The organism is uncultured Gimesia sp. (genome assembly GCF_963972345.1).
Lineage (GTDB): Bacteria > Planctomycetota > Planctomycetia > Planctomycetales > Planctomycetaceae > Gimesia.
In genome coordinates this window covers 21,140-37,330 of sequence record NZ_CAXAVM010000051.1, presented here as the reverse complement: position 1 = coordinate 37,330, position 16,191 = coordinate 21,140, and the positions used below count along the sequence as shown (strand labels likewise).

Here is a 16,191-nt window from a genome sequence, read left to right as displayed (position 1 = left end):
ATGCAGAGCGGGTTCAGACAGTCGACCCCCGTAATCGACTTCTCTCTCATTTCCCCACACGCAGAATGACTGCAGAACAGCTCCGCGATTCCCTGCTGGCGTTGACAGGTGAACTGAATCCTGAGATGGGAGGGCCTGGAGTCTTCCCGGAAATCAACTGGGAAGTCGCACTGCAACCACGCCATATCATGGGTTCTGTGGCTCCCGCTTATCAGCCGATGCCCCTGCCCCGACAACGGAACCGCCGCACGCTGTATGCCTTTCGCTATCGCACACTGTCAGACCCGATGCTGGAAGTCTTCAATCGACCGGGCAGTGAATCCTCGTGCGAACGCCGTGATGAGACGACAGTCACTCCGCAGGCGTTTGCCCTGTTCAATGGACAATTCACTCATGACCGTGCCCTGGCCCTCGCACACGACATCATTCAGAATACAAAGACGCAGGAAGACGCTGTACAGAACGCCTTTCTGCAGGTCGTGTTACGCAAGCCCGAATCATCCGAACTGCAACTGGCATTAAAACATGTCCAACAGATGCAGTCTTATCACGAACAGCATCCACCTCAGAAAATCCCTCTGCCTCGTGAAGTGAAACGGGAAATGATTGAAGAATTGACAGGCGAATCGTTCAGCTGGACCGAAAAACTTGATCTCTCAGAAAATTACGTACAGGATCTCAAACCCTGGGACGTGGATGCAGCCACCCGTGCCCTGGCGGAGCTGTGCCTTGTCCTGATGAACTCCAACGAATTTATTTATCTGCGATAAACTGCCCATGCATCGATTACAACGTCGCGACTTTTTATACGGGATGAGTGCCAGCCTGGGCACGGTCGCCCTCAATGCGCTCCTTCAGGCTGAAGAAAAATCTACACCGCAGCCCGCGCATCTCAAACTGGAAAACCGCTCGAACCACGTGATCCCCACATCAAAGCCCGGGCCAAAGCATGTATCTTCCTGTTCATGGAAGGGGGACCCAGTCATCTGGATACCTTCGACCCGAAGCCCGCTTTGGAAAAGCTGCACCTCAAAGAATTCCTCCGTGAAGACAATCAGGTTTCTGCAATGGCCAGCGGAAAACGCTACTACATCAAAAGTCCCTTCAAACACAAGCAGGCCGGCGAATCAGGAATTTCACTCTGCGAACATTTCTCTCATCTCTCCGATGTCGCTGACGATCTCTGTGTGTATCATGGCCTGCAGGCAGAATCGATCAACCACCCCACCGCCTGCTATCATATGAATACCGGCAACCGGTTCGGCGGTGACCCGGCCATTGGTTCCTGGATGACTTATGGACTGGGAACCGAAAATCAGAATCTGCCCGCATTCATCGTGCTCCCGGAAGTTGCTTATCCGCAGGGTGGCTCTGCCAACTGGTCGAATGGATTTTTACCCGCTTACTTTCAGGGTACGGCATTACGCTCCCAGGGCTCTCCCATTCTGGATTTGAATCCCCCCGCGCATGTCACCCGTGAGACACAACGCAAAAACCTGGATCTGCTGTCGCAGTTGAACCAGGCAGACATGCAGCGTCATCCGCATGAACAGGTCCTGGCGGCCCGGATGGAATCGTATGAACTGGCATTTCGCATGCAGGCCCAGGTCCCCGACATTATCAATCTCGACCAGGAAACCAGGCAGACTCAGGAAATGTACGGGCTGGGACAACCCGAAACCGACAGTTTCGGTCGCCGTTGCCTGCTGGCGCGAAAGCTGGTCGAAGAAGGAGTCCGCTTCGTACAGATCTATGCCGCGGGCTGGGACTCACATGACTTTCTGGAACGTTCTCATAAAGCACGCATCCAGGCTGTCGACAGACCCATCGCGGCTCTGCTTAAGGACTTGAAAGCCCGTGGACTGCTGGAAGACACGCTTGTCGTCTGGACGGGAGAATTCGGTCGATCACCCGATAATGGCATCCGCAGCGGCAGACAGGCCGCCGGACGAGATCACAATGCAAAAGGCATGGTCCTGTGGATGGCCGGTGGTGGCGTCAAAGCCGGTCATCGGATTGGAGCCACCGACGAAATCGGGGATCACGCCGTCGAAGTCGTTAACCCGATCAAAAACCTGCATGTAACCCTGGAACATATCATGGGCCTGGATGATAACCAGCTCACCTATTTCCACGAAGGTCGCTTTAAAGTCCTCAGTCAGACAGGAGGTGCCGTGATTAATGAATTACTCGGATAATTTAAGTTTTCGCTGATCATTCCTGCAATGACTTTTTAAGCGATTTTCTCATCCGCTGATGGGGAATCGAAACCGATTGAAATTCCTCTCCCACTTTCTCATAACCCAGTTTTTGATAAAAGCCCACCGCAGTAGCACGCGCATCCAGCTCCAGCAATTCAAAACCCCGCTGCTGAAGACTGGCTTCGATGTTGTATAACAGTTTTTTCCCGATACCCTGATTTTGAAAAGCCCCAGCCACAGCCATCTGGCGGATTTTCGCTTTCACCGCCGAAACCGGTATCGCCAGCCCACAGGCGATCACTCGACTTCCCTCCAAAATCCCAAAATGAAAATAATCTGCTTCAGCAGAAAGATCTTCTTCCCTTAAATCCAGACCTAAAGGCTGTCGTAAAATCTCGTTTCGTAATTGACAGGCCTGATCATAATTTTCTGACAGAAAAGAGATTTCAATGAATTGTGTCATTCGGTCACCAGACTTCTATACATAACCACCCCCACCAGCTTCGTTAAATGATTCTGTATTCTATCACCATCCCCGCAAAAACTTGAGCTGAAACCTCATCATATAAACGGACTTACAGTTTTCCTCAATTTTCCGAGGCTAATTTTAGCACATTCACGCTGTATTCAATAAGGGTTGGGTTTGTAAAGACGACTCTCATCGCGACTCAGTGAGAGGTACTGAAAATGGCGGTAGCGACCGACCGGACAACTGAATTTATTATACTGTTCTCGCGGCACAGTCAGAGAATCTACCGATTTATCAGATCGCTGGTAGACAATCGAACGGATGCCGAGGAGATCTACCAGAATACGTGCACCGTGCTCTGGTCCAAATTTGATACCTTCGAGACCGGATCGAACTTCTGGGCCTGGAGTTGTCAGATCGTGCGCTTTGAGGTTCTCAATTACCGAAGACGCCAGAATCTCGAACGCAATATTTTCAGCAATGAATTCTACACTCGGGTTGCTGAAAGCGCGATGGTGACCGTTGACGAACTGGATCAGCAACAGGCTGCCCTGTCCGTCTGCTTCGAACTGCTGTCACAAAGACAGAAAGAAGTTCTCGAAAAAATCTATGAACCGGATGCCAGCCCGAATACCGTCGCCCAGGAATTGAAACGGACTCCCAACGCGATCTACAAAACTCTGAAACGCGCCCACGATCTCCTTTTCAGCTGTATTCAAAGACGCCTTCATTCAGGAGACCTTTTCTGATGTTAACTCCTGAGGAACAGGAAGAACTGATGCAACTCTGCTGGGAATACCAGTATGGAAACCTCTCTTCCCGACAGGCCGGTCGTCTGGAGAAACTGGTCCTGCAATCCGATTCCGCCAGAGACTTCTTTATCCAGTATTCCGGTATGTGTGCGAATCTGGAGTGGGAGGGCATCGTCGATCCAGGACCACTGGGGCGTTCTACCGATTATGAACCATTGCCTTCCGGCGAGCTGAAAACCATCCCTGAATTCCTGGAAACAAAACCGTCTGCCCCGGATCGCCGAAAAGCCTTATCCGCGATCCTTGCATTTTCAGTTTGTATTTTCGCAGCCGTGTATCTCTTGACGTCTTCACTCTGGCAGAAAGAGAATCCCCGGTTTCTGGCCCGGATCATTAATACAAAAAACACGATCTGGTCAGAAGGAAAACCAGCCTGGCAGCCAGACGACATATTGCATGTCGGCGATCAAATCCATCTCAACGCGGGAATCATCGAACTGGAAACCATCACAGGCGCGAAAGTGATTCTCAAGGGAGTTTCACACCTGACACTGGTGCAAGCAGATCAGTTCATGCTTGACGAAGGCAATCTGTTTGCCCATGTTCCGCCCCAATCGCAGGGACTGACAGTCGATACCCCCACCTCCCGCGTAGTGGATCTGGGAACATCTTTTGGACTGATCGTGACCCCCACTCGCGAAACAGAAGTGCATGTTTTGCAGGGGCTTGTCCGGTTCGATCTGGTGAATTCATCTCGCGAAACAACCATCACCCGCGATCTGACGGAAAACACCGCGGTCCGCGTCCAGGCTGATTCCAGAAAGATGACGCGTATTATTTCGACGCCGGAACTGTTTGTTCAAAACATTGTACCAGATCAGCCACGGCTGATTGCCCACTGGAAACTGAATGAGCGGGAAACTTCACAAACGGCCCAGGACTCAGGAGACAATCTTCTGCATCTGAATATTCTGAATAAGCAGGGACAGTCTCCCTTTACGGGCTGCCCCGCACCCCAAAACATTACTTCGGCAGCCGGCCCGTTTGAAACACAATACCATAAACTGTTCCGCACACTCTCAGAACAGGAGGCAGCCCTGTTCGATATGCGGCGGTTCACAATCGAACTCTGGGCCCGCAACCCCAACATCAAACAGCAGGGGGATTCTGACACACTGTTTCATTATCGAAATACGAAACTGCACTCTACTTCACAATTCAATCTGTTTACAGACGATCATTCCGGCACATTGGGGTTTGGCTTCCTGGATTCAGACAACAGGTATGTTTCATTTCAAACCAAAAAAACTGTCCCCTGGGAACAGGACCGCTGGTACCACATCGTATTCACCTACGATGCGAACACCGCGGCTCCGCATGACAGTATTGTCTCATTTACGAGAACACCGGAATTCAGTTCCAGACCTGACCTGCAGCAGACACTTACAGACATCGCAGATATCACCCCCTTAACCCCAGGGGGAGTGCTGGCCATTGGTGGATCCACCCTGACAGATATCTCGCGACACTGGGGAGGTGATATCTCTGATGTCCGCTTCATTAATGGAATCCCCGCGCGTTATCAGAGGCAACAGAATTCCAATTCTAAATAGCATTTTTAGAGTCTTATGAACGGTTCTCAAGACTCATTTTTATCTCTTTTTTCAAATCAGGATTTCATAATGATATTCAAGTCCAGACGAGGCTTTACACTGATTGAACTGTTAGTCGTAATCGCCATTATCGCCATCTTAATTGCACTCCTGCTTCCCGCCGTTCAACAGGCACGCGAAGCCGCCCGTCGCAGCACATGTAAAAACAGTCTGAAACAGATCGGACTGGCGCTTCACAATTATCATTCTACGCACGGCACCTTTCCCGCCAGTCGCATCGGACCTTACGAAAGTACCTGCACCACCTGCGGACTCGACTCACGATTCAGCGCTTATATCCCACTGCTGCCTTACATTGACCAGGCACCGCTGTTTGAACAGATCACCGGCAACCTGGGTTCCACATCTTATGTCTGGAATACCGGATTTCCGGCCTATAAAACCAAACTGCCGATCATCAACTGCCCCTCTGATGTCAACACAAATGATATCACCGATTTAGGGCAGCATAACTACCTGTTCTCCATCGGCGATCAATACAGTAACTTCCAATCCGTTTCCCCAGGAAACCTGCGGGGCGTTTTTGGGTTCCAGTCCAGTGTCCGTATTCGGGATATTATTGATGGAACCAGTAATACTGCGATGGTTTCAGAATGTATTCGCCCTCCCGGATCAGGGGCACTGACACCCGCCAATGGTGTAGGAACCAATTCCACCACGAACTCCAGTAATCCTTCCGCATGCCTTGCCAGCTTCGTCAATGGGGCGTTTACCACAGGGCTACTCGACCGAAACCGTTCTCTGGGAACACGCTGGACCGATGGTCGATCAGGTTATATTAATTTCAATACCATCCTGCCACCAAACTCGCCTGTCTGTAATGGCCAGACGACACAAGGGATCCAGCCCCCATCCAGTCGACATGAGGGGGGAGTCCATCTATTGATGGGCGACGGTGCCGTCCGCTTTATCAGCGAGAATATCGACACAGGGGATATCAGCGCCTCTCAAGTTGCCTCCGGTAACAGCCCTTACGGCATCTGGGGAGCACTGGGATCAAAAAATGGGGGAGAAACACTGGGTGAGTTTTAAGTTACCTTCAAAGTGAAAGCCTGTGACTTCGGTGCGGCCCGATTCGAGCCGCCTGATCATGCTTTCCATTTGCATCATTCTCCTCTGTGAATGGAACTCCACCTTCAAGAGTTCCATTCACATTCATTTTTTCTGTTTAAAAGAAAGCTGCTCACATGCGTCGCTCACTGATTTTATTACTCTTAATAATTCTCTGCCCGGCCTGTTCCGGATCGGCAGAAGACAAATGGACAAAACAGCGTCCTCCCACTTACCCCGCCTCTGGTACGGTAAAGTTCAACGGGTCACCACTTGAGGGGGCAACCATCGTCTTCCAGTCCAACGGTGCTCAGACACAGGCGGCCGTCGGACGTACTGATAAAGACGGTCATTTTCAGTTGCGCACTTTCGAAGAAGGCGACGGCGCGATCGCAGGGGAACATCGTGTGGCGATTACCTGCATTCGGACCGAAGGCCCTGCAGAGGGAGCCAATCTGGATGAAGCAGATGTGGTCATCAAGGAAACATCGCTGATCCCCACAGTATATGGAAACGCGCAAAAATCGGGACTCACTGCGAATGTCAAACCAGATCAGGAAAATGATTTTACCTTCGAACTGGAAGACAAAAAATAAAACCGTTTCTCATTCAAATCAAGCCTCTTCTGTCTCCCTGGGTGCAGCGGGGGCTTGTTCCTGTTTACCGTTGGAAATAAGCCGGGCGCCTTGCAGATGATGCACGATACGCCAGAGATGATAGCTGATGCGCGTCAGCCAGCGAAAGGCATCCAGTTGCTGCAGCAGGTTATCGAATTGACCATCGGCAGTAGTCGCTGACTGGGTAAATTCTCGACGTGTCTCTTTCTGCTGACTATCCCAATTCTCCCAGAAGTCCTGCAATGCTCCTTCATCACTCTCTGAAAAACCATTATTTAAGGTCTGCTCCAGATGCTGAATCTTTTCGTTCAGCTCATCCACAAACCTGCTCAGAGTCTGGTTCTCATTGGCTGAACTCAGTCGTTCCATTTCATCGCACCGCCGCATTAAACGCTGCAGATGATCCAGCGCCAATACCACTTCCTGCGAAGAATGGACCGTCGGTTGATCCGAACCGGTCACATTGATCTGTCGCAGGTAATGGGAGGTGGTTTCCAGCGTATCATGGTACTGAGCAAATTCTTCATCCAGTTCTTCCCGCGCCACTTCGGATGTGAACAGCTTATGCATCAGTTGCAGAATACATTGAAACACGTCAACCAGTGTCGAACGTGCCGCTTCGATGGCAACGTTAGGATTGGAAAGCAAAGATTCATCCAGTCTTTCTGTCTGATCATTAACGGCTTCCGGGATGAGGCGAATAATCAACGCGGAAAATGGTTTCGTAAACGGGACTATGAGCATCAGTCCCAGAAGATTGAACAACGTATGAAACGTCACCAGCGCAATATCGGATGAGATGCCACTGGCGGGGCCGGCATACTCTTCCCAGAACCAGACATAGACAGGCAACAGAAAGTAGGCCAGAGTCGCAGTCACCAGGCTGTAGAATACATGCGCCAGCCCGGTGCGTCGCGCGGCCACCGATTTCCCCAGTGAGGCGAGCAGCGCAGTAAAGGTGGTACCGATACCAAAGCCGATCACCAGCGCACCCGCCTGGGCCAGGGAAATAGCTCCTGAATGCAGCGCGGTGAGCGCCATCACGACACCCGCACTGGAAGACTGTGTGACCAGCACAATGCCTACTCCCATCAGCAGCAACAGCAGCCTGCCCCACCAGGAGTCCTGCGGAAATGATTCCGGGCTGACCATCTCCGCCAGGCCGGACATCCCTTCCTGCAGAATATCGAGCCCCACAAAAATCAGGCTGAATCCGGCGATGGTGAATCCGATCAGGCCGATTCGTTTCTTACCAAACAGATTGAGCAGCACCCCCACCAGTACCAGCGGAAAGGCAATCTGCCCCAGTTTCAGTTTGAAACCAAACAGAACCACGATCCATCCGGTGACGGTTGTCCCCAGATTCGCACCGAATACAATCCCCAGCGACTCGGTTAATGTGAGCAGCCCTGCCCCGGCAAATCCGACGGCTGTGACGGTCGTGGCACTTGAAGACTGCAGAATAGCAGTGACGATGACCCCCGTCGCGATCCCGGTCGGAATGCTTTTGGTGAATCGGGCAATCATCCGTCGAATTGTGCCGCCTGCCAGATCTTTCAGGCCACTGGTCAGAATCACCATGCCCAGCAGAAACAGGCCCAGGCCACCAATTGAATCAGTTATCCCTGCATCCATGGCAATTCCAGCAGTGTTGTACCAGTATCAAACGTATCTCCGCAGTCCCTGCTGCAGTCAGCAATCGTTTATTCTAGCAAAACAGCGGGGCATTTCGAGACCGTCATCTTGTCCGGTATGCTACCAGGCCGTCCAGCCACCATCGACCAGCAGATTTTGCCCTGTGATGTAACTGCTGGCATCACTGGCAAGAAAGACGATTGCCCCCTTCAATTCAGACGGCTTTCCCATGCGTCCCATGGGGCTGTGCGCATTCAATCGTTCTGCCAGTCCCTCCGGTGCTGCCTCGGAAGGAAATGGACCGGGACTCAGACAGTTCACTCGCACTCCGTCTTTCGCCCAGTAGACGGCCAGATGCCGGGTCTGATGAATCACGCCCCCCTTCATCGTGTGATAAGCAACCGGGCTGGCATTACAGATGCCCTCGTATGCAGCCGGATAAGAGCCCACAACACCATACATCGAGCCAATCATGATCACATTGCCCTGCGCCTGTCGCGACACAACATGATCTCTCAACTTGCGAGCCAGTAGAAAAAAACCGGTTGCATTCTGCAGATGACGCGTAAAAGCTTCAGCTGTGACCGTCCGCCAGTCTTCACCCACCGGATCGTTGCCATTATTTACCAGTACGTCAATCTGACCGGCTGCCTCGCAGGCCGACTCAAAGCCCCGTTCGAGAGACGCTTCGTCCATGTGATCCAGTTCGACTCCCAGATGTCCCACCTGCTGCGGGTCGGGCAGTTCACTGGCCGCCTGTTGTGCCCGTTCTGCATTGCGGCTGCTGATTACCAGTCGTGCACCCGCTTCGGCCAGTCCCCGGGCCATCGCGCTTCCCAGGTAACCGCTGGCACCGGAAATCAGCACGGTCTTGCCACTCAGGTCAAATAACTGTTGGATCGTCGGTTCGGGTGTAGAATTCATTGCACTCTCAAAAAATCAGATCAGGTTAAGGAAGAAAGAAATTGAGCCGGTTCTATCCAGGTTCGTTTTTTCACCGAATCCAGAATCGACAGATTCACCGCCAGCGTCTGCAGCCCCGCTGAGAGCGGGCATAAAGGCGGACTTGTATCATCCAGATAGTCCAGAAAAGCACTCGCCTGTCGTTGAAATAACGTATCTCGTTCCAGTGTTTCCTGGAAACCGACCTGCCATTCCCCGTCCGGTTCAGTAACCCAGCGATACCAGCTTTTCTGATATTCAAATCGCAGCATACCCCGCTCACAGATGACAGTAATCATCGATTCATTCGCAGGCTGATGCTGATTCAGACTGAAACTGCCCAGCACATTACCCTGCCGGGTGATGACGTGTACGGTGTCTTCGACATCAACCCCTTCCAGCACCTGATGTGAGAAGTCTGCCACAAGTGCATCCACGGAGCCCACCAGGTATTCGCCGGCATTCATCGAATGCGTCAAAGCATCCTGAACCGCACCCCCGCCGGTGGCATGTGACTTATAATAAATATCCCGGTAAGCCGGGCGATACGTGGGAAAATTCTGTCCTGAAACGACCACCAGTTGAACCGGCTTGCCAAATTTACCGGAGTCCAGTGCCGACTTCATCGCTGCCAGAGCGGGATGTGCACGATACACATACGCAACTGCCGCCTTACGATCATTTTCCTGCAGCAGCGTCTGGAGTTCTCCAATCCCTTCGACACTCGTGCTTAACGGCTTCTCAATAAACAGATCCAGCCCCGCCTGGACTGCCTGAATCGAATTGGCAATATGCACATGGGCAGGCGTGGCAATGACCGCACAATCGTGCGGCTCCGACAGCGCGGTTTCCAGATCCGCATACTGTCGCTCGACTCCGTACTGATCCGCAATCTTTGATCGCAACCCGTCATTCAATTCACAGATCGAAACCTCGACTCGACCTGTCGACTGGAAACAACGTAAGTGCCGCTCACCAATTGAACCAACGCCCACAACCAGTAATCGTTTTTGTTCCGTCATCGCTGTCTGCTCTCTCAACAATTGGTTGGCATGCAAATGATATTCAATTTGATCCCGGGTTACCTGAAACTCAAATACTCATCTTAAAGCGACGCTGCGAATCAGCAAGAAGAGGCCATCAAAAAACTCCGGAAAAGACTGAGTTCATTTTCTCAGCTCCTCCGGAGTTATCTTCATGTACCGAACTTTTCACTCATTTCTGAAACTGCAGCGAATACAGATCCGCGTCTTTCATCACAAACTTCAGACGCACCGGCTTGCCACTCAGCGATTTCAAATCGCTCCCCTGCTTCCAGGAGACAACCCGGTCCACTTCGTTGCCGATCTGCTCACGACAGTCAGCCAGCGTGAACCCGGGAAGCGGCTGTCCCTGTTCATCCTGAATTTCAACTTTGATCCCCCCGGCAGCGGAAGTGGAAAAGTTAAGCGACAGCTCTGATCCATCAAATACCAGCGGTTTAGTAACCATCTCGCCCCCCGCATAGTCGGCATGCAATGAAGCAAACCCGTCCAGACGTAACGAGTACCGCCGCAGATGTGCCGTCGGCTGGGCATAATCCTGATTCACATACACCGACATTTCCGCGGGGCCTGTCTGCACCACATTTAATGCAGGGTAATTCGTCCGTGAAACCCAGTTCTGGGCACCGATGCCTCCGGTGATATAACCACTCAGAAACGTTCTCTGATAGGTATCGTCGCCGCGTGTCGTCATCAGAATCGCATCCGAGGTATCCTTGAAATAACGGGGATGCACACCAATTTCTTTCGCCTGCTCATCGGTCAGCACCTGGCGTCCCGGCATGAACCGGGCGGCGATCGCCAGATAAATATGAGGAGCACGGAAATAAGGATGTGTCTGGTTCGTATAAAGATGCTCAATCGGAGCCTCGCCGTCGAGGGTTGTATACTCCATCAATACCGGCGCGGACCAGTGAATGAAATCATCACTCTCGCTGCGGGCGATGCGACGAATTTTATCTTTGAATACCCGAAAATAACTGAGATACTTGCTCTCAACAGGAGACCAGAAAGCAACATTCTGTGAGTCAAACATATACGGATAAGGCACCAGCTTTGTGGGAATCACGGTTCCGGCGGGATGCTGTTTCCAGTGAATCCCATCGGGAGAAGTAAAAGCGACCAGACCACTCTTCATCGTTCCCCCCAGCGCCTTGTACTTTTCAGCTGCCGGGACATCCGGGCGGGTATCCAGAAACGGAGAGAAGTTGTGCGTCATCGGCGCCGCGTCAGCCAGAATGATATTGTTCTTCTTATGTCCCTGCTTCTCATACTGCGTAAACTCCGGCTTGGTCCAGTTCACGCCATCTTTGGATTCTGCATAGCAATAGACCTCACCCACATCACCATCAGCGCCGGCACTGGGTCGTCCTCGATAGTAGGCCCGATACACATCACCGTCCTTGATGATCGTACAGTATCCACAAAACAGCCCCTCCCAGGGTTGATCAAACTTCAACACAGGCCCTTCATCAACGGGATGATGCAGTCGAAGCTCCGCACCTTTCAGACTCCCAATCAGATAATCATCCACAAAAAGTTCGCGGCGATCGCCAATTTCGAGTGGCTTTTCTGCCTGCTTCTCTTCACCAGACCGGATCTGTGAAAGATCCAGAAAACCCAGGACTACCAACAGCATTACCATCAATTGCTTCATCTGAATCCCCTTACTGCCAGTTAAGACATGTTGTACCTGTTTACCATTGATCACACGGAGCGACCGACCTGATTTTCACCATTACATCTATATTCACAGTTGACATCACACAAACAACTTGTATCTTATTTAAATACAAGTAACCACATCCGCATCCAATTTCAACCCTGAATCGAATTAAAAAACGAAACCATGGCAGCACGTGCTCCAGAGACAATCCAGAACACAACGCCCACCGGTTCGCATTCCGCTGGAAAACAGCGTCCCAAATATATGGTGCTCGTTGAACAGCTCATCCAGCAGATCACGACGGGGGAGATTCGTCCCGGTGAAGCCCTGCCTTCCGAACATCAGCTCTGCGAAACACACCAGTTGGCCCGGACTACTGTGCGCAACGCAATGCAACTGCTGGAAGAACAGGGCTGGGTGAATCGGATCCATGGCAAAGGTTCTTTTGTCAGCACCAGGCCTCCACTCCCGGTTTCCAAACCACTGGATATTTTTGCCTTTGTTCTTCCCGAAACGCGTACAGGCTATTACCCTTCCCTGCAACGCAGCTTTGAACAGGCTGCCTCGTTAACCCAGCACCAGGTTCTTGTCTGCTGTACCGAGAACAAAGTTGACGCCCAGGGGAATACGATTCTGCAGCTGATTGATAAACATGTTGCGGGAGTCGCGCTGGTCCCCGCCACAGTTCCAGCGACCCCGGCGTACCAGATCCGTCAACTCCAGCAGCATGGCATTCCTGTTGTTTTCTGCCATCGCGAAGTGGAAGGCGTGCAGGCCCCCTTGCTCTCCATTCCTTTCCGTGATGTGGGCAGACTGGCTGGAACGACGCTGCTGGAACAGGGACATCGTTCACTGGCCCTGTTTTCGCCGCATCGCGCCAGTGCTTCGATCGAATACGAAGCAGGTCTGCGCGAAGCGATTGCGTCACAAGCGTTACCCTGCCCGGAGCCATTTATTTTCCATGGCCCGAGTTCCCAGCTTCATCCCATTGATTACGAACAGGACCTGCTGCAGACACTGGAAACCATGTTCCAGCGCGAACAGCCTCCCACCGCCATTTTTGCGACCTTCGATTCCCTGGCTGAACTGATCTACCTGCTGCTGGGGAAACTGGGAAAGCGGGTTCCCGAGGATATTTCGCTGCTGGGCTTCGGAGGCACCGTCCGCAACGGCGCAATCCAGAGCCGTCTCTCCTCAATTACTGTGGACGAAATCGCTATTGGCCAGAAAGCAGCAGAACTGCTCACGCAGATGAAACAGGGCACGCTGCCCCTGGATTCTGCGGAAGTCTTCCCCATGCCTATTAATACCAGCAAGGGACAAACCCTGGGGCCGCCCCCCGCCCCCACTGCTTGAGCTGCTGCAACCGGTCATTTACGCACGACAGGACAAAAAACATGACTCACAGAAATCGACTGTCGGAACTCCGAATCATTTCCTGTTTATGGATCTTCACCTGCGCATTTCTGATCGCGCCTGCATTACAGGCCGAAGAACAATCAGACCTCAAACAGAAACTGGCCCGTCTGCCTCAACCCTGGCAGAAAAAACTGCATCGACTGACGCTCAAAGAATACACCGAGACCTTAAAATACTGGGAAGAAACCTGTCCCGACCGGGTTCAGGTAAATCGTATCGGCGTTACTCTCGAAGGCATCCCGCTGCCGATGCTGAAAATCACCGATCCGAAAAAAGATGACAAATTGAAACAGGTCTGCCTGGTGACCGCCCTGCATGGCGGCCCCGAGCGCAGTGGCACGACAGCCGTCCTGCACTTCATCGAATGGGCTCTCAGTGACGATCCGGAAGCCGTCAAAACCCGCGAGAACCAACTGCTGCTGATCATCCCCATCATCAATCCATACGCTTATTTTGAAACCGATCGCTTTGGTAATTCACTGAAAATCGATCCCTACACAGGTGGGGGTACCGTGAACTGGGATTTGAAAACGTTCGAATTTAAACTTCCTGATAAAGCCCCTGAAGTCATGGCGGTCCTGTCCGTGATCGATCAGTTTCGCCCCGATGTGCATGTCGACGTGCATGGAACAGGTCTGCAGGAATACGCGCCCGATCAGCTGGGAACCCGCGAACGCTATCGTGGTCAGACGATGTTTGAAGTCACTGGCTCCGCCTATTCGAATATGTCGCTCCGCCCCTGGGACTGGCGCATTACGGACACGATTAACAACGCAGGCATCAAAGCAGGCTTCGGTTACGACCGATTTGAAGCCGATGCCCAGCGGCTCTTGTGGGGATCCTCACTCACAGCCATGTCAAACAGACTCTGGCTCGGTCGCCCCAACTTCTATACAGCGCATTACGGCTATGCCCGTTATCACACCATGGTGTTGGCATTGGAAGTCGGCTGGGAACAGAGCGGGCTGGCACGCCTGCAGGCTCTGATGAAGATCGGTAACGAGAGATGGAAAGGCGAATATTTCACAGGGTATCCCGTGAACCGGGTTCAGGGTTATATTGGCCACTTCGTCACTGCCTGGGGAACCACACCGCAGGCACGACGCCAGAGCCGCAGCGAACTCTGGAAATTGCAACCTCGTTTCTCGCAAGCCATCCTCTATCCGCAAACCGCAGGCAGAGAAACCTACTTCGTCGCGACTTCGAACAAAGCAGCCGCACTGCTCTCTGCTGATATCACCGAGTTTCTGGAGAATATGAAAAACATTCCCACTGTCGATCACGAAGCATTAAAGACCATTATTGAAGCAGGCCCTGAAATCAAGTTCGCCGTCAGTCAAGGTCAATCCGCTTCTGACACAGAACAGCCAATCGAGCAAGGCATCTCATTTCAGCTGCGTATCCCCTATCGTGACCCGGATCTGGTAGACATCAGACTTAACGGACCCCTGCTGAAGAAATGCCCCACCGATGGCTATCTCGCCTGGTATGGCGACGGATTTACTCACGTGCAGATCAATGTACCGCCGGAAAAATCAAAAGCCAGTGATCTGTATCTTATCACCTGTCTCTATCACCCCAGAGAAACCAGAACGTATGGCTGGAAGCCGCCTCAGTCAGTCATGGAACGTATTCAAGACACAAAATAACAAATTGAATCTTTACAAAGGAACCTGCCATGAAATCAGCCTCGCCACTTTTTGCAGCCTGCCTGTTGCTGCTGCCTGCAACACTGCTCCATGCAGACGAACCAGTTCAACTGAAACTGGAAAGCGTCCAGAAGATCTGGGACCAGGATCCGCACAACGCATTTACCGGTCTGACCCGCTTTAAAGATCAATGGTTCTGCGTCTTCCGCACGGGTAAAGCACATGTCTCACCCGACGGATCTTTGCAGGTCCTCTCTTCCAAAGATGGCAAAACGTGGAAACCGGTCGCGCGTATCTCCTCCGATACGTCTGATCTCCGCGACGCCAAGATCAGCGTCACTCCCGAAGGCCAGCTCATGCTCAGTGGCGCTGCTGCGCTGCCCCAGCCTGGACCCGTCAAACATCAGTCGATGAACTGGTTCTCTGACGATGGCACACACTGGTCGAAAGGTCATAAAATCGGCGATCCCAGTGTCTGGCTCTGGGGTATGAAGTGGCATAACGGCGATGTCTACAGCATCGGCTATCACACAGGAAAGGAAGGCCCCCGCTTCACCCGCCTGTATAAAAGCAGTGATGGTAAAGACTACGAAACTGTCGTCGATAAACTGTTTGATACCGGCTACACCAACGAAAGTTCGCTGGTCTTCACCAAAGATGACACCTGCTACTGCCTGTTGCGTCGCGATGCCAAAGGTGCGAATACCGGACTGCTGGGTGTCTCCCGCCCTCCCTACACCGACTGGGAATGGAAAGACCTCGGCGTTCGCATTGGCGGTCCCGATCTGTTCCAGCTGCCCGATGGCCGGTTCCTGGCTACCGTGCGGCTCTACTCCCCCAAAGCTCACACATCCATCTGCCAGATTGACGTCAAAAAAGGCACACTCACCGAACTGCTGGAACTCCCCAGTGGCGGCGATACCAGCTACGCCAATATGGTGCTGCATGATGGCCTGTTAAACGTAAGCTACTACTCCAGCCACGAAGGCAAAACGTCGATCTACTTCGCCAAAGTCAGCTACAAATAAGTTTTCACGTAAGAGTGTGGCCTGCACCTGTGACAGGGGGCTGTGAA

At 52.2% G+C, this 16,191-nt stretch carries 14 protein-coding genes; 9 read left to right on the top strand and 5 right to left on the bottom strand.

Features of this window, described 5'->3' with window-relative positions; genetic code table 11:
- Positions 1–770: DUF1553 domain-containing protein (locus AACZ40_RS11090; protein WP_339674442.1), on the top strand; the 770-nt coding region annotated here is incomplete at its 5' end.
- A 195-nt stretch (positions 771–965) separates the two neighbouring features.
- A complete protein-coding gene (locus AACZ40_RS11085; protein WP_339674441.1) occupies positions 966–2,198 on the top strand; it encodes a DUF1501 domain-containing protein in 1,233 nt (410 codons plus the stop codon).
- A gap of 16 nt (positions 2,199–2,214) precedes the next feature.
- On the opposite strand, the gene AACZ40_RS11080 is transcribed toward AACZ40_RS11085, so the two are convergent.
- The gene (locus AACZ40_RS11080; RefSeq protein ID WP_291180335.1) at positions 2,215–2,664 is read right to left on the bottom strand and encodes a GNAT family N-acetyltransferase; all 450 of its coding nucleotides are present in this window, start codon (positions 2,662–2,664) and stop codon (positions 2,215–2,217) included.
- Positions 2,665–2,888: 224 nt separating this feature from the next.
- Here AACZ40_RS11080 and AACZ40_RS11075 point away from each other — a divergent pair, with 224 nt between their 5' ends.
- The 4 genes from AACZ40_RS11075 to AACZ40_RS11060 all read left to right on the top strand — a co-directional run bounded on the left by AACZ40_RS11075 (position 2,889) and on the right by AACZ40_RS11060 (position 6,741).
- Positions 2,889–3,419: a sigma-70 family RNA polymerase sigma factor gene (locus AACZ40_RS11075; RefSeq protein ID WP_291180332.1), complete on the top strand. Its 531-nt coding sequence runs from the start codon at positions 2,889–2,891 to the stop codon at positions 3,417–3,419.
- Entirely contained in the window at positions 3,419–5,035 is a 1,617-nt protein-coding gene (locus tag AACZ40_RS11070; protein ID WP_291180329.1) for a LamG-like jellyroll fold domain-containing protein, read from the top strand. Before AACZ40_RS11075 ends, AACZ40_RS11070 begins: the two co-directional genes overlap by 1 nt.
- 69 nt (positions 5,036–5,104) lie before the next feature.
- Complete coding sequence (locus tag AACZ40_RS11065) at positions 5,105–6,127, top strand: DUF1559 domain-containing protein (RefSeq protein WP_291180326.1); 1,023 nt, start codon at positions 5,105–5,107, stop codon at positions 6,125–6,127.
- Positions 6,128–6,282: 155 nt separating this feature from the next.
- On the top strand, positions 6,283–6,741 hold the full coding sequence (locus tag AACZ40_RS11060; RefSeq protein WP_291180324.1) for a hypothetical protein: 459 nt from the start codon (positions 6,283–6,285) through the stop codon (positions 6,739–6,741).
- Positions 6,742–6,759: 18 nt separating this feature from the next.
- On the opposite strand, the gene AACZ40_RS11055 is transcribed toward AACZ40_RS11060, so the two are convergent.
- From AACZ40_RS11055 to AACZ40_RS11040, 4 genes are all read right to left on the bottom strand, one after another.
- Positions 6,760–8,397 carry a Na/Pi symporter gene (locus AACZ40_RS11055; protein WP_291180322.1) on the bottom strand — a complete coding sequence of 546 codons (1,638 nt, stop codon included), beginning with the start codon at positions 8,395–8,397 and terminating at the stop codon, positions 6,760–6,762.
- A gap of 120 nt (positions 8,398–8,517) precedes the next feature.
- Positions 8,518–9,321 (bottom strand): SDR family oxidoreductase, encoded by an 804-nt coding sequence (locus tag AACZ40_RS11050; protein WP_291180321.1) that lies wholly within the window; start codon positions 9,319–9,321, stop codon positions 8,518–8,520.
- 20 nt (positions 9,322–9,341) lie between these two features.
- Entirely contained in the window at positions 9,342–10,361 is a 1,020-nt protein-coding gene (locus tag AACZ40_RS11045; RefSeq protein ID WP_291180318.1) for a Gfo/Idh/MocA family oxidoreductase, read from the bottom strand.
- 193 nt (positions 10,362–10,554) lie between these two features.
- The gene (locus AACZ40_RS11040) at positions 10,555–12,039 is read right to left on the bottom strand and encodes a hypothetical protein (RefSeq protein ID WP_291180315.1); all 1,485 of its coding nucleotides are present in this window, start codon (positions 12,037–12,039) and stop codon (positions 10,555–10,557) included.
- A 192-nt stretch (positions 12,040–12,231) separates the two neighbouring features.
- Here AACZ40_RS11040 and AACZ40_RS11035 point away from each other — a divergent pair, with 192 nt between their 5' ends.
- The 3 genes from AACZ40_RS11035 to AACZ40_RS11025 are packed head-to-tail and all read left to right on the top strand — an operon-like array spanning position 12,232 to position 16,144.
- On the top strand, positions 12,232–13,404 hold the full coding sequence (locus tag AACZ40_RS11035; protein ID WP_291180312.1) for a GntR family transcriptional regulator: 1,173 nt from the start codon (positions 12,232–12,234) through the stop codon (positions 13,402–13,404).
- A gap of 41 nt (positions 13,405–13,445) precedes the next feature.
- Positions 13,446–15,116, top strand: coding sequence for a M14 family zinc carboxypeptidase (locus tag AACZ40_RS11030; protein ID WP_339674435.1), 1,671 nt, complete (start codon positions 13,446–13,448; stop codon positions 15,114–15,116).
- 29 nt (positions 15,117–15,145) lie between these two features.
- Positions 15,146–16,144 (top strand): sialidase family protein, encoded by a 999-nt coding sequence (locus AACZ40_RS11025; protein WP_291180308.1) that lies wholly within the window; start codon positions 15,146–15,148, stop codon positions 16,142–16,144.
- Positions 16,145–16,191 lie beyond the last annotated feature (47 nt).